The organism is Neorhizobium galegae bv. orientalis str. HAMBI 540, from assembly GCF_000731315.1.
GTDB lineage: Bacteria > Pseudomonadota > Alphaproteobacteria > Rhizobiales > Rhizobiaceae > Neorhizobium > Neorhizobium galegae.
Genome location: NZ_HG938354.1, coordinates 173,898 through 192,994, shown reverse-complemented (window position 1 = coordinate 192,994; position 19,097 = coordinate 173,898). Strand labels below are relative to the sequence as shown.

Below are 19,097 nucleotides of genomic sequence, written 5' to 3'. Positions count from 1 at the left end.
AGGCGGCCAATCAGAAGGCTTAACTCCCCGAGGCGTCGCGGGCATTGTTCCGCATCCCTTCTCCCCAACGGGAGAAGGTGCCGGTATGTCGATGAAGGAGGATCCTGGCTACGGATCCATGTCAGCGGAACTTTTCCGCCGTTGCCACGCAGTTGATCAGTGCGGCCAGTTCCTTGCGGGAGGCGAACGAAGTTTCCGGGCTCATCGAGAGAAATGCTTTGATGCCGCGAACGGTCGGCACCGAGTTCTTTTCTAGCTGGCCGACGACACGTTCGACTTCGGCGTCGATGCCGGCGTCGGCGACCGTGATGCCGACAATGCCGAGCGTCTTGGCTTCGGTCGCGGGGATCACGTCGCGGGTGAGCACCATGCGGGCGAGCGTGGCGCGGGAAACCCGGTCGGCGAGCGCATTGAGCACCAGCGTCGGGGCGATGTCGTGGTTCATTTCCGGCACCTGGAACGTGGCGCTTTCGGCGGCGATCGCGACGTCCGCAAGCGCAGCGATGGCGCAGCCGACGCCGGCGGCCCTGCCGCGGATGGCGGTGATGAACGGAATCGGGATTTCGCGCAGCACTTCATAAAAATCGAGGACCGGATCGGAGATCGCAGTGCGCAGGTCGAGCGCGGTGGCACGAGAACCGGCTGCCGGCATGGCGGCGCTGCGTCCGGTGCAGAAATCGCCGCCCTTGGCGTTCATCAGCACGACGCGGGTTTCCGGCGACAGCGATTTCAGCGCGGCGGTGATCGCCTGCGCCATCTCCGGCGTCAGCGCATTGCCCTTGTCGGGACGGTTGAGAGTGATCTCGAGGACGTTCCCCCGGGTATTGATCAGGACGTCGGACAATGTTTTCTCCTCACGCTTCTTGTTTGGCTTTTGCCGCCCGGATCGCTTCCCAGATACGGGAGGGCGTTGCCGGCATTTCGATATGGGTCACGCCGAGATCGGCGAGCGCATCGGTGATGGAGTTGATCGTCACGCCGAGCGACGGTGTCGTACCACCCTCGCCGCCCGGACGGAAACCGAGCGGATGGCTTTTGGCCGGCACTTCGCTGATATGGGTGTCGAAGCTCGGGAAATCGGAAGCACGCGCCACCTGATAGTCCATGAAGGTAGCCGACAGGTTCTGGCCGGTCTCCTGGTCGTAATTCGACCATTCGAACAGCGCCTGGCCGGCGCCCTGGACGATCCCGCCATGGGTCTGGCCATCGACGATCATCGGGTTCAACGCCTTGCCGACGTCATCGACGGTCGAATAACGCGGAATATGGAAGAACCCGGTTTCCGGATCGATCTCGATCTCGCAGACCGCGGCACCGTAGGGATAGGCGAGCCCGTGGGTGGTCTCGTCGGAGATCGCCGCAAGCGTGCCCCGCAGCTCGTCCGGCAGGCCGAGATCGTTTTCCGCAGCCTGCGCTGCCTCGAACAGGCTGACGACGCCGTTCGATCCGCGGGCGCGAAAATGGCCGTCGGCGAAGTCGATCTCTTCCGGCGCGACGTTCAGCATGAACGCCGCGATCCTGCGGCCGCGCTCGATGATCTCGGCAGTCGCCTTGTGCATGACGATGCTCGCGAAACGCAGCGAGCGTCCGGAATGCGAACCGCCGCCGGCCGAGACGAAATCCGTATCGCTGGCGCGGATCTGCACGACTTCATGGGAAATGCCAAGGAAGGAGCCAACCAGCTGGGCAAACGCCGTCTCGTGCCCCTGCCCCGTATTCTGGGTGCCGATGACGACATCGACGATGCCGGCAGTCGGATCGACCATGATTTCGGCGCGTTCGCGCGGCACGCCGCTGGTGCCCTCGATATAATTGGAAAGGCCGATACCGCGATACATGCCGCGTTTGCGGGCTTCTGCGCGGCGCGCCTCGAAACCCCTCCAGTCGGCCATGTCGAGCACCTTGTCCATGCAGCCGATATAGTCGCCATTGTCATAGATGACGCCCATCGGGTTCGAATAGGGCGAGGCCTCTTCCGGGATCATGTTGATGCGGCGCAGCTCCACCCGGTCGAAACCGAACTTGCGGGCGGCAAGGTCGATCATCCGCTCGATGATGTACATGGCTTCCGGACGGCCGGCGCTGCGATAGGGGATGGTCGGCACGGTATTCGACATCGCCGCGCGGAATTCCACATGCGCGACCGGCACGCGGTAAAGGCTGGTCATCAGCTGGATGCCCTTGTTGAGGGGCGTGTAGGACACCGTATGGGCGCCGATATTGCTGGTATTGACCGAGTGGAAAGCGAGGAACTTGCCGTTTTCGTCGAGCGCAAGCTTTGCCTTCACATGCAGGTCGCGGCCCTGGAAATCCGACAGGAAGGCCTCGATGCGCTCCGCCTGGTGCTTGACCGGCCGGCCGGTGAGCTTGGCGGCGTATGGCAACAGCACGAATTCCGGATAGGTGGCGTTGCGGGTGCCGAAATTGCCGCCGACATCGCGGGGCGCGACGACCCGCACGAAGGCCATGTCGACGCCGAGAGACGCAGCGATCTGCTCGCGCATCATCACGACGCCATGGCCGCCGGAGGCGTGGATGGTGAATTTGCCGGTCTCCGGGTCGTATTCGGCAGCGGAGGAACGCGGCTCCATGTGGACGCCGGTGACGCGCTGCGCCCAGCTCGTAAATTCGAGGACATGAGCGGCCTTGGCGAATGCCTCTGCGGTGCCGGCCCTGTCGCCGACCTCACCGTCCATCGCCTTGTTGCCCGGAACATGGTCCCAGAGCTGCGGCGCGCCTTCTTCCAGCGCGTCGATGCCGCGCACGACCGCGGGCAGCTCCTCCCAGTCGATCTCGATGGCTTCGGCGGCATCCTTGGCGAGATTGGTGCTCTCGGCGATCACCATGGCCACCGCCTCGCCGACGAAGCGGGCACGGTCGGTCGGCAGCGCCTGGTGCTGGGTGCGAGCGCGCTCGGTGCCGTCATGGTTCTTGATGCGGATGTCGGAGCCGAACTGCGAACTGCCGATGGCATGCGGGATCGGCGTAATGCCGGCAGCGACAATATCCTCGCCGGTCAGCACGGCGAGGACGCCCGGCATGTCGCGGGCGGCTGACGTGTCGATGCTGCGGATGAACGCATGGGCATGCGGCGAACGCACGAAGGAGGCATAGGCCGTGTTATCGAATTTGAGATCGTCGGCATACTGGCCCTTGCCGGTGATCAACCGGTTGTCTTCCTTGCGTCTGACGTCTTCACCGATCATGCCATTCCTCCCATTCACATCGTCCCACATATCCCGGGCGATGGCGTTCCGCATGCGGCTCTTGGGCCTTCCTGAAGCGAAACGCAAATCAATTCATAATAGACACATTATATCCGTCAATGTTGAAAATGTGCGATTTGCGGAATTTGGCGACGACGACGGCTGTTTGACGGCCCGCAAAACCTCCACCATCCTCATCCCTGTGCTCGTCACAGGGATCCAGCGCATTCAAGTCATTGAATGCGAAAGACTCTTCTCACGCGAAAGACTTCGCGTGGCTGGATTCCTGTGACAGGCACAGGAATGAGGGAGAATATGCCTGCGCCCAAGGAAAAAAGGCCCAGACCGAGGTCTGGGCCAAGCTTCCCCTGGGAAGGGTATCGCGCATCAGGCGGCATCAGGCCCCTGGTTGAGTACGTAGCCGGGGCCGCGCTTCAGGAAGTCGGTCCAGAGCCGCAGCGTACGTTCCGGCTGGTCGACCTCGATCGAATGAGCGGCGTCGAAGATGAAGGCACGCTGCGACGTCGGGATGTTGCGCTTCAGGTGCGCGCCGGCCTCCGCCGGCACGACCTTGTCTTCGGTGCCGAGCAGGATCAGCGTGACCGCCTCGATCGAGGGCAGGCGCTCACTGAGTGCCTCGTCAACCTGAATGTTATTGGCGAGGCGCTCGTAGGTTTTGCCGTTGTTGGCCATGACATCAGGCGATTTCGGCGTCGACTTGATCTTCTGCGGATGGGCATAGAGCGCCTTGAAACGCTCTTCCGGATCGGCAGGCAAACCGCCCTTGCCCTCGAACCGGAACCCGGCCGGGACGCCGAGGACCAGGTGGTCGACCATTTTCGGGTGCTCCGCGGCAAGCCACAAAGCCGACCAGCTGCCGAAGGAGGAACCGATCACGTCGAACCGCGGGCCGACCAGCTTTTCGGCGAACTCGGCGACCATGGCCGCCCAGTCCCGCACCGTCTTCAGGCTTTCGTTGCCTTCGGTACCGTCGAAGCCCGGGCAAATCGGCGCATAGACCGTGTGGTTCGCGGTGAGCGCCTTCAGCGGCTCGGTCAGCATTACGCCACCGGCGGCATGCAGGTAGACAACCGGCTGCCCGGTGCCGCCGACATGGTAGGAGAGCCTGCCGCGGGAAAGCTCGATCGTCTTCAATTCAAAGCTCATGGATCAAACTCCTCTTACAGACCAGCAACTTCCGGGGCGACGCGGTCGCGGAACAGTTCCATGCCGCGGCGAACGACGCTGCCCGGCATGTTGCCGACCTTGATCGTCAGGTTCAGCAGGCCGCAATCGAGTTCCTGACGCAGGCGCTTGATCTGCCGGATGACCGATTGGGGGCTGCCGCAGATGATCGAACCGGCTTCGATCTGTTCTTCCACCGTGCGGCCGCGCAGCGTTGCGAGGCGCTTCTGAAAGTTTTCGCCGGCATCGGCCTCGGTGTAGTACCGGCTCTGTCCGAGAACGAGCTGCTGGGCGGAGCGCTGCGGGCGCATCAGCGTCTGGTGGAAATAGGTCTGGGCGGCGGCCATGTGGTGCCTGGCCTCCTCGTCCGTATCGGCAATGCAAATCTGCTGGCCGACCAGGATATCGTCCGGCGTCGGCTCCCAGCCATAGGAACGCGCGGTCTTCTTGAAATTCTCGACGGCAGCCTTGGCGATCGACAGGTCCTGGATCAGCGTGATGCCCATGATGGCGCGCATCTTGGCGACGAACTCAGCCGATTCCGCGTTGCTGGCGGACATCAGGATGCGCGGATGCGGCTTCTGGATCGGCTTTGGCCAGATCGAGATAGCCGGGAACTGATAGTGCTCGCCTTCCCAGCCGAAGGGTTCGTCCTCGGTCCAGCACTTGATGATCAGCTCGGTCGCCTCCCGCAGCCGGCTGCGGGATTCGCTCGGGGGGATGTTGTAGGCGATGTATTCGTGCGGGATGCCGCGCAGGAAGCCGGCGACGAGGCGCCCGCCCGACATCACGTCGATCATCGCATATTCTTCGGCGACGCGGACCGGGTTCAGGAGCGGCAGCAGGTTGCCGACGATGGCGATCTTCGCCTTGGACGTCTGGCGGGCAAGCGCGCCGGCGATCAGGTTCGGGTTCGACATCAGGCCGTAGGGGCTGAAATGGTGCTCGTTGCAGCCCACCCAGTCGAAACCGTAATTCTCGGCATCGACCATCTCGTCGATATATTCGTTGTAGAGCGCCTGGATGCGGGTGCTGTCGATCCCGTGGGTACTGACCGGCCATTCATGCGGCAGCTTGTCATAATCGGGATAAGGCATCAGGTGGAAGAAATTGAACTTCATGGAAAGCTCCGCTGGGACCGCGGCCGGATGAGGGCAACGGATCCGACGATGGTGATTGAAATTGGATCAGTTGCTGGCGACGAGGCGCGGCGCGGCATCTTCGACGCAGCTTGCCATCATCATTTCGGCGAAGCTGACGACCTGCGAGGCGACGATTTCGAGCGGCTGGGCGACCTCGCGGCGGGCTGGTTTACCGTCGACGAAAGGTTTCTCATTGGATTTGATGGTCGCCGCGTAAGGGGTCGGCCAACCGCGCAGCGCATGCACGATCGAGCGCAGCCCGATCAGCGTCGAGCCGAGCGCCTGATCGCCGGCAGCGCAGATAATGCAGCCGATGGCACGGCCTTCGAAATAGGAACGGGCGTCCTCGCGCATATCTTCCGTATAGTCGATGGCGTTCTTGATCATGCCGGACATGCCGCCGTGATAGCTCGGCGTTGCGATGACGATGCCGTCGGCGCGACGAAGGGACTGAAGCAGACGAAGGGCGGCCGGCGTGCGGTCCGTCACACCTGGATCGAAGAGCGGCAGTTCGAGCGCCGTGCCGCAGATGAGGTCGGTTTCCGCGCCGGCCTTTTCGGCCGCGGCGAGGCAATGGCGCAGGGCGAGCTCGGAGCTCGAGCCGGGGCGCTGGGTTCCGCCAATACCGACGATAAAAGGTTTGCGGGTTTGAGTCATGGTGGTCTCCTCCCTCGACCGTGGCCGATTGCCTTATCAGGCCTCCTGAAGATATCCTTGTATACCTTTCATGCGGAAGTCAAGGCATAACCACCATGGAAGAGCTTGTCGCGCTAATCTGGTATACACTTTTTGACGATAGACGATCGTCATATTTTCCCGCATCATCATCACGACAAGGAAAGGTGGCCGCTTGACCAACGAGACAACCAGAGACGATGCCAAGGACGGGACAACGCAGAGCGCTGTCGAAACCGCCTATCACCGTATCCGGCATCTGATCCTCACCGGCGAAATGCGCTCCGGCGACAAACTCCTGGAGAACCAGCTCGCCGTCGCGATCGGCGTGTCCCGCACACCGATCCGCGAGGCGTTGAACCGGCTGAGCGCCGAGGGCCTGGTGGTGCTGGAACGCTACCGGCGGGGGATCGTCGCAGATTTCTCGCTCGACGACGCGATCGAGATCTTTCGGCTGCGTGCCATTCTCGAAGGCCATGCGACCAGCCGCGCCGCCACTCGCATTTCGGAAGCCGACCTGCAGCGGCTGCAGGAGCTGGAACGGGTGATGGAGACCCAGTTCGAGGAACTCGGCTGGAACGAGCACCTCGAAGGTTTCGACAGGCTCAACACCGAATTCCATGCGGTGATCGCCGCCGCCGCCGAAAGCCCGCGGCTCGAAAAGATCCTGGCCTCTTCGCTGGAGCTGCCGGCCTCGATCTTCAACCGGTATTCAGAGCCGGTCGAGGTGCGCACCCGCCGCACCCATGCCCAGCACCGGGAAATCCTCGCAGCACTCAAGGCCCGCAATCCCGAATGGGCACAGGCGGCAATGAACGCCCACCTCTTTTCGCTCTTGCCGACCGCTTCGGGCTCACTGGAGCATGAAGACGGGGCGAAATGAGTGCGGTACCTGCTACCGGTTGGTGGCCATCCACAGGACGTGGCGGCCGCCGCGCTTGCCGTTGGCGCGCACGAAGATTTCCTCGGCGGTAAATCCCGCATCCCGCAGCCGGCGGGTAAAGGCGGCATCCGGCGCCGACGACCAGACGGCCAAGACGCCGTTTTCGCGCAGCGCCGCCTTGGCGGCCCGGAGCCCCGCGTGGTTATAGAGGCTGTCGTTGGAAGCCCGCGTCAGCCCGTCGGGGCCGTTGTCGACATCGAGCAGGATCGCATCGTAAGTGGCATTGCGCGAGTGGATCAGCGCTCCGACATCGCCGACATGAATATCGACACGCAGATCATCGAGCGTGCCCTTGTGAAATTCCGCCATCGGCCCGCGCGCCCAGTCGACCACGGCCGGCACCAGTTCCGCGACGGTAACCCTGGCATCCTCCGGCAAAGCGCCCAAGGCCGCCCGCAGGGTAAATCCCATGCCGAGGCCGCCGATCAGCATCCGGGCATCCTTCCGCCCGGAAATCCGCTCGCAGGAGAGCGTCGCCAGCGCCTCTTCCGAACCGCTCAACCGGCTGTTCATCAACTCCGTCGAGCCGAGCATGATCGAAAATTCGGCTCCGCGCTGCTTGAGGCGCAATTCGCCGCCCTCGCCGGGAATGGTTGCACGGTCAAGCTGGATCCAGGGAAGCATCGGCATGTCTCATTGTCTTGTGTCGACGCCTCCTAACACAGACCTCATGCGAAAAACACAGCTACGCATTCGGTCATCGTCGAATGCATAGCCAAAGGGAGATCGAGCCTATGGACACTTTGAAGGGAGGTCGTTCAGCCTCCGTCGCCCGGCTTCCAGCCGATCGGCAGAGATGGAAATGTAAGTGCCTCGATCAGCACGGGGACGAACTTTTCAAGTTCGTCATCGGTAAGCTCCGGGTAACCGTCTCCGTTCGGAAGATCATCCGAGCACGCGTCGTCGTTTTTTGGATTCATGTCTCGCCCCAGCCCGCGGCGAACATGCCTGAAATTTGGCAAATGGCATCACCTTTTCGATGCCGTACTGCAAAAATAAAAAGGCCCGCGCCTTTTTCCCCCTGCGCGGGCCTCTCCTAAGCCGGTACCTCTTCTACGCTCGGCTTAGGATGCAGTCATTGTACTCCCGACTGCAAAGTCCTCAATTCGTCCAAAAGACCTAGCACAAGGGGTATAGCCCCGAGGGGTAGCGGCCGGCTTTTTTGGGGCGCCGGCCGCTGAGACCGCATCGACTGGGGGGTGACAATTGCGCGGTCCTACGCCTCAAATGACGGCATTCACAACCGCACATCAAGCTGAACCTTGGGTGATATGGCTACGCCCAAAGGCTTCATAGCGTTACCAAACTCATCAAATCGACGGCCCCTCAAGCCGCGGTCCTGGATGTCGCGTTGCGCAGATACGGCATGACCTCCTTGGAATAGATCTCCATGTTCTTACGGGTTAGCTCGGCCGGTAGGGTGCCGAACTGCAGAAGCGTCAAGAGATGACCGAAGCCGATCTGGGCCTGGTACTCTTCCAGCTTCTCGCGCACCGTCGCCGGGCTGCCGCAGATGAATTTGCCTTCTTCGATGACGCTGTCGATCGTCTGCTTCATCGCATGGCCGGCCTTGGCCGACATCGCCCCGACCATCGACTTCACCGAAGTGTAGCCGGGCGGCAGCAGCATCTCCATCGGCATGCGCAGGAACTTCTGCAGGAAGGCCTCGATATGCTCCTTGGCTTCGCGGCGGGCGATCTCGTCGGTCTCCGCGACATAAAGCGGCAGCGACCAGCCGAGCTGATCTTCGGTCGCCTCGTAGCCGTAACCGGCCGCAACGTCCTTATACATCTTCATGTAGCGGGCGACGGTTGAGACCGAGGCGAAGGTTTGGAGATAGGTATATTTGCGGTCCGGATGAGCGGCCCATTCGATCGTCTCGCTGGAACCCTGGCTCGGGATCCAGATCGGCGGATGCGGATTGTCCTGGTAGACCCGCGGCCAGACGTTCACGTATTCGAAATTATAGTGCTTGCCTTCGAAGACGCTCGGGCCGGGTTGGGTCCAGGCCTGCAGGATCAGGTCATGGGCCTCCTGGAACCGCTCGTGTGAAAAGGCCGGGTTGACGCCCCAGGAATGGTATTCGGCACCTATGCCGCGCACCATGCCGGCAATCAGGCGGCCGCCGGTAATGTTGTCGACCATCGCGAATTCTTCCGCCACGGTCAGTGGGTTGTTGAGGAGCGGCAGCGCCCGGCCGAGAATGGCGATCTTGACGTTCTTGGTGCGGCGGGCGAGCGCGCCGGCCATGACGCCCGGGATCGGCATCAGGCCATAGGCGTTCGAATGGTGCTCGTTGACGCAGATGCCGTCGAACCCCAGCTGGTCGGCATATTCGAGCTCGTCCAGGTAACGGTTGTAGAGCTGGTGGCCCTTCTTCGGATCGTAATAGGTGTTCGGCAGGGTGACCCAGGCGGAATTGTGCTTCTCGTCATAGGACAGATCGAGATCCGCATAGGGCATCAGGTGCATGAAGTAGAATTTCATCGCGTAACCTCCCCGATGAAGCCATTGACCAGTTCGACGAAACGGTCGGCCTTTTCGATCTGCGGCACGTGTCCGCAATTCTCGATGATCTCAAGCCGCGAATTGGGAATGAGGTCGCGCCAGGCCGGAGCGTAACCGACTGGCATCGCCTTGTCGTCGTCCCCCCAGACGATCAGTGTCGGCACCGGGATCCGATGCAGCCACTTGTGCAGGTGCGGATTGAGGAAACGCGGCTCCCAGGCGAGCTTGGCCGAAGTGAGCTTGTTCCTGAGAAGGATTTCCATCCCTTCCTTCGACGGCGGCGGGGCCGCCAGCATCGCTTCCGCAAACGCCTGGTCGTGGAAGAGGTTGCGGGCGGTCTCCTCCGGGCTCCACATGAAGACGTCTCCTTTGGGCAGGCCCTTGACGCGTATGCCGGCCGGCGCCACGACGGTCAGGGTGCCGAGTTTCGTCGCATTGCGGACGGCGATCTCCGCCGCCAGCCATCCGCCGATCGACTGGCCGACCAGGTTGACTTTGTCGAGGCCGAGATGGTCGAGGACGTCCAGATAAAAAAAGGCGAGGTCGGAAATATTGTCGAGCCATTCCGGATTGTCGGAGCCGCCGAAACCTGGATGTTCCGGCACGATCACCTCGTGGGTTTCGGAGAGCTTCTCCATGAAGGGCAGCCAGCGCGAGGCGCCGCTCGCACCGTGCAGGAAAAGCAGCGGAGCGCCCTTGCCTCCCCGCATGAGCCGGATCTTCGTGCCGGTGACGGTTTCATAGCTTTCGGTAAAGCTCATCGGTGTTTTACCCTCCCCGGGACCTGACGACCGTTAAGGCAGGCGCTCCTCGGCTCCCGCGAATGGCGGCAATCTGTATAACCTTTCGGGGAGGGTCAATATGACTCTGTCAAATTTTGATTGATAATAGCAAATTTCTAACTTGCATCTTGGCGAATTGCATACAAGGTTGGAGCCGCTTGGGTGGGGAGGGTCATGCTCGCCCGGCTCTCAGGGAGGAGAAAAATGCAGGCCGAAAAACTATTCGATCTCAAAGGCCAAATCGCCGTCGTCACCGGTGCGGCGAGCGGCCTTGGCCTTGCCATCACCAAGACGCTGGCGGCCAATGGCGCGCATGTGGCGCTGCTCGATCTCGACGCCGAGACGCTTGCCGCCGCTTACCAATGGCTGAACGGCCAGGGCTTTTCCGCCGAAAGCCATCAGGTCGATGTCTCCGACAGCGCGAGCCTGCGCAACACCATCGATGGCATTGCCGAAAAACACGGGCATCTCGATATCCTCGTCGCCAACGCCGGCATCAGCGGCGGCCCGAATTCCCGCACCGAGGCGGGCGCCATCGAGAATGTCAGCGACGAGCTGTGGAACCGGGTGGTGGACGTGAACCTCACCGCCACTTTCGTTGCCATCCAGTCCGCCGCCAAGCATATGAAGAAACAGAGACAAGGCCGTATCGTCGCGATCGCCTCGATCGCCGGCATGCGCGGCGATCCGATGACCGGTTACGCCTATGCATCCAGCAAGGGCGCCGTCGTTAATCTCGTCAAGCAGGCCTCGTGGGAGCTGGCGCCCTATAACGTTCTCGTCAACGGCATCGCGCCCGGCCCCTTCCGCACCAATATCGCCGGCGGCCGCATTCGCGAACCGGAGGTGGAAAAGGCCTTTGCCGACACCGTGCCACTCGGCCGCATTGCCGAGACGGAGGAGATCATGGGCCTCGCCCTGCTTTTGGCATCGAAGGCCTCGAGTTTCATGACCGGCGCGGTGATCCCGATCGACGGCGGTACGGTCGCTATTTGAGCCGACGTGAACGTCGGAATTGACAATATCAGGCTCCCTGCTTTATCCCCTTGAAGTGGACGAGGAAGCCGGGTTCGAGAAAAGCCCGAAATCGACGAATGCCAGACGCACTCGTCTGATGAAAACGGAGGAGACGACCATGAACATCGCGACCAATCCAGCCCACTCGTCCGACGGTTACCAGTCCGCGCGTCTCCTGATCGACGGTATCTGGCTGGAGAATGGCGACCGCAAGACGCAGCCGCTGATCAACCCGGCCACTGAAAAAGCGATCGGCGTGGTGCCGCATGCGACGGCGCAGGATCTCGACCGGGCGCTCGAAGCCGCAAGCCGAGCCTTTCCGCTATGGCGTGCGACGAGCCCGCGCGAGCGTGGCCGCATCCTGAAGCGCGCAGCCCAGTTGATGCACGACCGGCAGGAAGAGATCGCCAGACTCGCGACGCTCGAAATGGGCAAGCCGATCGCCGAAGCGCGGCTGGAGACCCATTTCGCCACGGAAGAAATGGAGTGGTTCGCCGAGGAAGGCCGCCGCACCTATGGCCGCGTCATTCCCGGCCGGATCGGCGAAACCCGCTTCCAGGTGGTCAAGGAACCGGTCGGCCCGACCGCCGGTTTTTCGGCGTGGAACTTCCCGGTCGGCAATGCCGCCCGCAAGATGGGCTCGGCGCTCGCCGCCGGTTGCACGATGATCTACAAACCCGGCGAAGAGGCCCCGGCGTCTGCCGCGGCCGTCGCCCAATGCCTTTTGGATGCAGGCGTTCCGGCGGGCGTCATCGCCGTCGTCTACGGCGTGCCGGATTTCATCTCGCGCCACCTGCTCGCCTCGCCGATCATCCGCAAGATCTCGTTTACCGGCTCGGTCGCCGTCGGTCAGCACCTCATCCGGCTTGCCTCGGAAACCTTGAAGCGCACCACGATGGAGCTCGGCGGCCATGCGCCGGTGCTCGTCTTCGACGATGCCGACCAGACCGCAGCGCTCGACATGTCGGTGCAGCGCAAATACCGCAATGGCGGCCAGGTCTGCGTCTCGCCGACCCGCTTCTACGTGCAGGACAAGTCGTACGACGCCTTCTGCGCCGGTTTTGCCGAGCGCGCTTCCAAGATCAAACTCGGCGACGGCCTCGATCCGGCGACCGGCATGGGACCGCTGGTCCACGGCCGCCGCCGCGATGCGATCGAGGCGCTGGTGCAGGACGCCACCTCCAAGGGCGCCAAGCTGCTCGCCGGCGGCCATCGAGTTTACAACGAAGGCTTTTTCTATGCCCCGACCGTTCTCGCCGACGTGCCGAGCGATGCGCGGATCATGAGCGAGGAGCCGTTCGGCCCGGTCGCCGTGCTCAATCGCTTCTCAGATTTCGACGATGCGGTCACCAAGGCGAACGAACTGCCCTACGGCCTTGCGGCCTATGCCTTCTCCAATTCGCACAAGACCATCGCAAAACTTTCCGACGCGCTGGAAGCGGGCATGGTCGGCATCAATTCCTTCAACATCTCCATGCCGGAAACGCCGTTCGGCGGGGTGAAAGCGAGCGGCCACGGGTCCGAAGTCGGGATCGAGGGCGTCGACGCCTATATGGTCACCAAGACGGTCAGCATCACCTGACGGACGAATTTCTGGCGGGTTCTTAAAAGTTTCCAAGAGGATTGCAGCATGAAACACGAAAAACCCACCGGCACGTTCGCCGCCGAAGCTGTGCTGACCCACATGAAGGCCGCAGGCATCGATGTCCTGTTCGCCAATGGTGGCACCGACTTCCCGTCGATCATCGAGGCGTTTGCCCGCCAGTCCGAAACCGGCCTGAAAATGCCGGAAGCTCTGGTCATCCCGCATGAGGGTGTCGCGGTCGGCATGGCGCACGGCTATTACCTGATGACCTCAAAACCCGCCGGGGTCATCGTCCACGTCAATGTCGGGCTTGCCAACTCGGTCATGGGCCTGATCAACGCCCGGTCGGAAAATGTGCCGGTGATGATGTTCTCCGGCCGCACGCCGATCACCGAACACGGCCGTTTCGGCTCGCGTTCCTCGCCGATCCACTGGGGCCAGGAAATGTTCGACCAGGGCGGCATGGTCCGCGAAGTGGTCAAGTGGGATTACGAGCTGCGCTACCCGGAACAGGCGGGCATCGTCATCGACCGCGCCATGAGCATCGCCATGAGCGAGCCGCGCGGCCCGGTCTATCTGAGCCTGCCGCGCGAGGCGCTGGCCGAGGGTGCGGAGGTCGAGATCAGCCACCGCTCGACAGTCACCCCGACCACCTACGGCCCGGCCGATCCGGACCTGGTCGCCCAGGCTGCCGACCTGCTCGCCAAGGCAAAAAATCCGCTGATCATCACCCAGAGCCCGGAGCTCGCACCGGATTTCGAGCCGCTCGCCGGCTTCGTCGAAAAGTTCGCGCTGCCGACAATCGAAATGTGGGCAACCCGCCTGGCACTGCCGAGCGACCATCCGATGATGATTGGCCGCGACTCCACCCAGGTCCTGAAGGACGCCGACGTCGTGGTCGTGATCAATGCCGCGGTTCCGTGGATTTCGGACCATACGGACATGGCCGAAGGCGCCAGGGTCATCGCCATCGGCCCGGACCCGCAGCATAGCCGCGTACCGATCCGCAGTTTTCCAATCGACATCGCGCTTGCCGGCGGCATCAACAAGACGATCGCAGCGCTTGCCGCTGCGATGGCCGAGCGCGTGCCGGCATCCGAAACCTTCTCCGAGCGTCGCGAAAAGTGGGCGACGATCAAGGCGGCCCAGGCCGAGGCCGCCGACAAGCGCGCCGCCATGGGCAACGGTTCGCCGATGACGCCGGCCTATGTCAGCCGCTGCATCTCCGATATTCTGGACGACAGGACGACTGTGGTGAACGAACTCGGCATCGATCCGTCGGTGATGAGCTTCAAATATCCGAAATCCTACTTCTCGACCCCGCTGTCCGGCGGTCTCGGCTTCGGCCTGACCGCAGCGCTCGGCGCCCAGCTCGGCGACCGCAGCCGCCAGGTGATCGCAACGATCGGCGACGGTTCCTACATGTTCGCCAACCCTGTCGCTTGTCACCAGACGGCAACTGCGCTGAAACTGCCGCTGCTCACGGTCGTCTTCAACAACGGCATCTGGAACGCCGTGCGCCGCTCGACGCTCTACATGTATCCGGACGGCAGCGCGGCGACCGCCAACACCATGCCGATCACCGCGCTCGACCCGGCTCCGGACTATGCCGCCGTCGCTCGCGCCCATGGCGCCCATGCCGAGCGCATCGAAACCGGCGCCGATCTGCCGGCGGCACTGCAGCGGGCACTGGCCGCGACCAAGAGCGGCCAGCAGGCCATGATCGAAGTCATGGTTTCGTACTAAAGGGATTGGCGGTCATGGGAGGAGGACCAGCTGACAACCCGAAGACGATCGAGACGCTGGCGGAACTCCGCCGGCGTTATCCGATGGTCGGCGACCTGGAAAAACGGGCGAAATGGCGTATTCCGCGTTTCGCCTATGAGTTCCTCCAGGGCGGCGCCGGCGACGAGACTGGCCTCGACCGAAACCGGACAGCGCTGCAGGCGGTAGAAGTGGTGCCGCGTTATGGCATGGACGTATCCAAGGTCGACACCTCGGTGGAGCTTTTCGGCCATCGTTACGCCGCCCCGATCGGCATCTCGCCGATCGGCTTCGACGGCATGATGTGGCCGGGCGCCACCGAGCAGTTCGCCAAGGCCGCCCAGGCCTACAACATCCCCTATCTGGTCGGCACGCTTGCCTGCGCGGCGATCGAGAAGGTGGTGGAATGGGCGCCCGACGTCACCTGGTTCCAGCTCTACCCGATGGCGCCGAACAACCATCAATACAGTCTCGAAATGACTGATCGCGCCCATGTCGCCGGTGCCAAGGTTCTGGTCGCGACACTCGACGTGCCCGTGCGCGCCAAGCGCCCGCGCGATCTTCGCAACGGCCTCACCATGCCCTTCAAGCTGACGCCGAAGACGATGATGGCGGCTGCGATGGCCCCCTTCTGGCTGGACGCGATCCGCCGCAAGGGAATGCCGACCTTCGCCAACATGGCCGGTTTCGCCGGCGCCCCTGACCGCGTCACCACCTCCGCCTTCGTGCAAAAACATATCGGCGGCGGCTTCCCCTGGGAGCAGATCGCCCGCCTGCGCGACAGATGGCCGGGGCCGATGATGGTCAAAGGCGTCATGCACCCGGCGGATGCGGAAAAGGCGCTGGAACTCGGCCTGAACGGCGTGGTCGTCTCCAACCATGGTGGCCGCCAGTTCGATGCGGCGCCCGCGACGATCGACGTCCTGCCGGAAATTGCCCGCACGGTGGGCACCCGTGGTACGGTGCTGTTCGACAGCGGCGTCGTCTCCGGCGTCGACATGGTGCGCGCAATTGCCTGCGGCGCCCATTCGTCGTTTGCCGGCCGCGCCTTCATGCTCGGCCTTGCCGCACTCGGAGACCATGGCGCCGCCCATATGGCGCAGGCCTTCATCGAGGAATATCGCATCACGCTCGGCCAGAGCGGGCTGCTGAATACGGACCAGGTCCGCCGCGCGCCCGTGCGTCATCCCGGCGCCTGGACACGACAAGACTTCGAACCTCACCTCTAATCGACCACATCTCCGGGGAGGAGAAACCCATGAAAGTTGCCGACGCCATCGTGGAAATTCTGAAGCGCGAGGGGATCGAGGTCATCTGCGGTTACCCCGTGAACCACGTTCTCGAACACGCGGCCATGGGCGATATCCGCCCGATCATCGTGCGCCAGGAGCGCCACGGCCTGCATATGGCCGACGCCATGTCGCGCCTCTCGTCCGGCAAGACGATCGGCGTCTTCGCCATGCAGCTCGGGCCGGGCACGGAGAATGCCTATGGCGGCATCGCCCAGGCCTATTCGGAATCCGTGCCGATCCTCGTGCTGCCAATGGGCTATGAGCGCCGCGTCGCGCATGTCGATCCGAACTACAATGCCACCCGCTCGATGCGCGACATCACCAAGTCCGCCGAGCCGATCACCTCGGCTGCCGAGATCCCGAATATTTTTCGACGCGCTTTCTCCAAATTGCGCAATGGCCGCGGCGGCCCGGTTCTGGTCGAGATCCCGAACGACATGTGGCAGGACGAGGTGCCGGAGCCGCTGAACTATCGGCCGGTTCTTTCCACCCGCTACGGGCCGGACCCGATCGCCGTGCGCGACGCCGTCGACCTGCTGCTCGCCGCCAAGCGGCCGATCCTCTATGCCGGCCAGGGCGTCCATTACGCGCAGGCCTGGCCGCAGCTGAAACAGCTCGCCGAACTGCTGGCGATCCCGGTTTCGACCAGCCTTGAAGGCAAGAGCGCGTTTCCGGAAACCCATCCGCTGTCGGTCGGCGCCGGCGGGGCGGCAATTTCCAAGACGCTGCGCCATTTCCTCGACAGTTCCGACCTGATCTTCGGCATCGGCTGCTCGTTCACCGAGACCGCCTTCGGCGTGCAGATGCCGCTCGACAAGACAGTCATCCACGCGACGCTCGATCCCGACCACGTCAACAAGGATATCGAGGCCAAGGTGGCGCTTGTCGGCGATGCGGCGCTGACGCTCGACGCGGTGCTTGCCGAGCTCGAAGCCCGCAAGGTTTCTCCGCGCGACCATACCGACATCGCCGCCGAAATTGCCAAGGTCCAAGCCGAGTGGCTGGCGGAATGGATGCCGAAGCTCACCTCCGACAGCAAACCGCTGTCGCCCTACCGCGTGCTCTGGGATCTGCAGCACACGGTCGATATCGAAAATACCATCATCACCCATGACGCCGGCAGTCCGCGCGACCAGCTTTCGCCGTTCTGGAAGTCGGTAAAGCCGCTCACCTATATCGGCTGGGGCAAGACGACCCAGCTCGGGTATGGCCTGGGCCTTGCCATGGGCGCCAAGCTGATGCATCCGGACAAGCTCTGCATCAACGTCTGGGGCGATGCGGCGATCGGCTTTACCGGCATGGATTTCGAAACCGCGGTGCGCGAGCGCCTGCCGATCCTGTCGATCCTGCTCAACAATTTCTCGATGGCGATGGAACTGCCGATCATGAAGGTGTCGACGGAAAAATACCGCTCGACCGACATTTCCGGCGATTACGCCGCCTTTGCCCGCGCGCTGGGCGGTTACGGCGAACGGGTCACCGACCCGGCCGAAATCATCCCGGCGATCAAGCGCGGCATCGAGCAGACGCAAAAGGGCGTGCCGGTCCTCCTCGAATTCATCACAACGCAGGAAATCGCCCGCTCGCGCTACCACCGCATGCTGACGGGTGAGAAGAAATGACCTCTCTGCAATCCACCCTCGACGCCCTGAAGCTCCATTTCGGCGACCGGCTTTCGACCACCGAAGCGGTGCGCGAACATCACGGCCACGACATGTCCCGCCAGCCCACAAGGCTGCCGGACGCAGTGGTCTATGCCGAAAACGAGGACGAGGTGGCGCGCGTCGTCTCGGCCTGTTTCGAGGCGGGCATACCGGTAACCCCGTTTGCGGCAGGCTCCTCGATGGAGGGTCACACGATCCCGCTGAAGGGCGGGATCTCGCTCGATCTCACCCGCATGAACAGAATAGTCCAGGTCAACCACGAGGATTTCGACGTGCAGGTCGAGGCGGGCGTCACCCGCAAACAGCTCAACGCCCATATCCGCGATACCGGCCTGTTTTTCCCCATCGACCCCGGCGCCGACGCCTCGCTCGGCGGCATGGCCTCGACGCGCGCCTCCGGCACCACGGCGGTGCGCTACGGCACGATGCGCGAAAACGTGCTGGCGCTGCGCGTCGTCACGCCGCAGGGCAAGATCATCACCACCGGCCGGCGGACGAAGAAGTCTTCCACCGGCTACGACCTGACCAAGCTTTATGTCGGCGCCGAAGGCACGCTCGGCGTCATCACCGAGGTCACCGTCAGGCTGCACCCGATCCCGGAAACGATCGCGTCTGCCGTCTGCGCCTTCGAGACCATGCGCGGCGCGGTCGAAACCGTCGTTGCCACCATCCAGAGCGGCATCCCGGTCGCGCGCATCGAATTCCTCGACGAAGTGGCGGTCGAAGCCGCCAACCGGCATGCCGGCCTGACGCTGAAGCTGGCGCCGACCCTGTTCCTGGAATTCCATGGCAGTCCGCGCTGGGTGGAAGAGCAATCGAACACCGTGCGCGAGATCGCCAACGAGTTCGGCGGCTCGGACTTCGAATGGTCGACCCGCACCGAGGACCGCGAGCGGCTGTGGAAGGCGCGTCACGAGACGATCTATTCCAACCAGACGCTGCGCCCCGGTTGCAAGGCGTTTACGACGGACGTCTGCGTGCCGATCTCGCGGCTCGCCGAAGCGGTGCTCGCCGCCCGCGAGGACATCGACAATTCCTTCGTGACGGGCAAGATCATCGGCCATGTGGGCGACGGCAATTTCCATGTCGGTTACCTGATCAAGCCGGAAATCCCCGAAGAACTGGCCGAGGCCGAGCGCCTTGCCGAACGGCTCTACCAGCGCGCCATGGACATGGGCGGCACGTTCAGCGGCGAACACGGCATCGGCATCTCGAAGCTGAAATATCTCCGCCGCGAACATGGCGACGCCGTCGACATGATGAACGCCATCAAGGCGGCGATCGACCCGAAGGGCATCATGAACCCCGGCAAGCTCGGCCAGGTGGAATAAACG

The 19,097-nt window shown here is 63.0% G+C and carries 16 protein-coding genes; 7 read left to right on the top strand and 9 right to left on the bottom strand.

Annotation, left to right across the window (positions count from 1 at the left end; all coding sequences use genetic code 11):
* Positions 1 to 121: 121 nt before the first annotated feature.
* From RG540_RS23465 to RG540_RS23445, 5 genes are all read right to left on the bottom strand, one after another.
* Positions 122 to 844 (bottom strand): enoyl-CoA hydratase/isomerase family protein, encoded by a 723-nt coding sequence (locus RG540_RS23465; protein WP_051909714.1) that lies wholly within the window; start codon positions 842 to 844, stop codon positions 122 to 124.
* Positions 845 to 854: 10 nt separating this feature from the next.
* A complete protein-coding gene (locus RG540_RS23460; protein WP_041364001.1) occupies positions 855 to 3,206 on the bottom strand; it encodes a xanthine dehydrogenase family protein molybdopterin-binding subunit in 2,352 nt (783 codons plus the stop codon).
* 387 nt (positions 3,207 to 3,593) lie between these two features.
* The gene (locus RG540_RS23455) at positions 3,594 to 4,373 is read right to left on the bottom strand and encodes an alpha/beta fold hydrolase (protein WP_041363998.1); all 780 of its coding nucleotides are present in this window, start codon (positions 4,371 to 4,373) and stop codon (positions 3,594 to 3,596) included.
* A 14-nt stretch (positions 4,374 to 4,387) separates the two neighbouring features.
* Positions 4,388 to 5,512: an LLM class flavin-dependent oxidoreductase gene (locus tag RG540_RS23450; protein ID WP_041363996.1), complete on the bottom strand. Its 1,125-nt coding sequence runs from the start codon at positions 5,510 to 5,512 to the stop codon at positions 4,388 to 4,390.
* Between the two features lie 66 nt (positions 5,513 to 5,578).
* Positions 5,579 to 6,190 carry an NADPH-dependent FMN reductase gene (locus RG540_RS23445; protein ID WP_041363994.1) on the bottom strand — a complete coding sequence of 204 codons (612 nt, stop codon included), beginning with the start codon at positions 6,188 to 6,190 and terminating at the stop codon, positions 5,579 to 5,581.
* Positions 6,191 to 6,383: 193 nt separating this feature from the next.
* On the opposite strand from RG540_RS23445, the gene RG540_RS23440 reads away from it, so the two are divergent.
* Positions 6,384 to 7,091 (top strand): GntR family transcriptional regulator, encoded by a 708-nt coding sequence (locus RG540_RS23440; protein ID WP_041363991.1) that lies wholly within the window; start codon positions 6,384 to 6,386, stop codon positions 7,089 to 7,091.
* A 12-nt stretch (positions 7,092 to 7,103) separates the two neighbouring features.
* Here the strand turns inward: RG540_RS23440 and RG540_RS23435 are convergent, their stop codons facing one another.
* From RG540_RS23435 to RG540_RS23425, 4 genes are all read right to left on the bottom strand, one after another.
* Positions 7,104 to 7,775 carry a spermidine synthase gene (locus RG540_RS23435; RefSeq protein ID WP_041366248.1) on the bottom strand — a complete coding sequence of 224 codons (672 nt, stop codon included), beginning with the start codon at positions 7,773 to 7,775 and terminating at the stop codon, positions 7,104 to 7,106.
* 134 nt (positions 7,776 to 7,909) lie between these two features.
* Positions 7,910 to 8,071, bottom strand: coding sequence for a hypothetical protein (locus RG540_RS32460; protein WP_155414593.1), 162 nt, complete (start codon positions 8,069 to 8,071; stop codon positions 7,910 to 7,912).
* A 406-nt stretch (positions 8,072 to 8,477) separates the two neighbouring features.
* Entirely contained in the window at positions 8,478 to 9,638 is a 1,161-nt protein-coding gene (locus RG540_RS23430) for an LLM class flavin-dependent oxidoreductase (protein ID WP_041363989.1), read from the bottom strand.
* Complete coding sequence (locus RG540_RS23425; protein ID WP_041363987.1) at positions 9,635 to 10,420, bottom strand: alpha/beta fold hydrolase; 786 nt, start codon at positions 10,418 to 10,420, stop codon at positions 9,635 to 9,637. The genes RG540_RS23430 and RG540_RS23425 overlap by 4 nt, the downstream gene beginning before the upstream one ends.
* A 225-nt stretch (positions 10,421 to 10,645) precedes the next feature.
* On the opposite strand from RG540_RS23425, the gene RG540_RS23420 reads away from it, so the two are divergent.
* The 6 genes from RG540_RS23420 to RG540_RS23395 all read left to right on the top strand — a co-directional run bounded on the left by RG540_RS23420 (position 10,646) and on the right by RG540_RS23395 (position 19,094).
* A complete protein-coding gene (locus RG540_RS23420) occupies positions 10,646 to 11,437 on the top strand; it encodes an SDR family NAD(P)-dependent oxidoreductase (RefSeq protein WP_041363986.1) in 792 nt (263 codons plus the stop codon).
* Positions 11,438 to 11,576: 139 nt separating this feature from the next.
* Positions 11,577 to 13,040: an NAD-dependent succinate-semialdehyde dehydrogenase gene (locus RG540_RS23415; protein ID WP_046599405.1), complete on the top strand. Its 1,464-nt coding sequence runs from the start codon at positions 11,577 to 11,579 to the stop codon at positions 13,038 to 13,040.
* 48 nt (positions 13,041 to 13,088) lie between these two features.
* Positions 13,089 to 14,789 (top strand): thiamine pyrophosphate-requiring protein, encoded by a 1,701-nt coding sequence (locus RG540_RS23410; RefSeq protein WP_041363984.1) that lies wholly within the window; start codon positions 13,089 to 13,091, stop codon positions 14,787 to 14,789.
* Positions 14,790 to 14,803: 14 nt separating this feature from the next.
* Positions 14,804 to 16,036, top strand: a complete 1,233-nt coding sequence (locus RG540_RS23405) for an alpha-hydroxy acid oxidase (RefSeq protein WP_041363981.1) — start codon at positions 14,804 to 14,806, stop codon at positions 16,034 to 16,036.
* Positions 16,037 to 16,065: 29 nt separating this feature from the next.
* The gene (locus tag RG540_RS23400; RefSeq protein ID WP_041363978.1) at positions 16,066 to 17,721 is read left to right on the top strand and encodes a thiamine pyrophosphate-requiring protein; all 1,656 of its coding nucleotides are present in this window, start codon (positions 16,066 to 16,068) and stop codon (positions 17,719 to 17,721) included.
* Entirely contained in the window at positions 17,718 to 19,094 is a 1,377-nt protein-coding gene (locus tag RG540_RS23395) for an FAD-binding oxidoreductase (RefSeq protein WP_041363976.1), read from the top strand. Before RG540_RS23400 ends, RG540_RS23395 begins: the two co-directional genes overlap by 4 nt.
* The last annotated feature ends 3 nt before the right edge of the window (positions 19,095 to 19,097 follow it).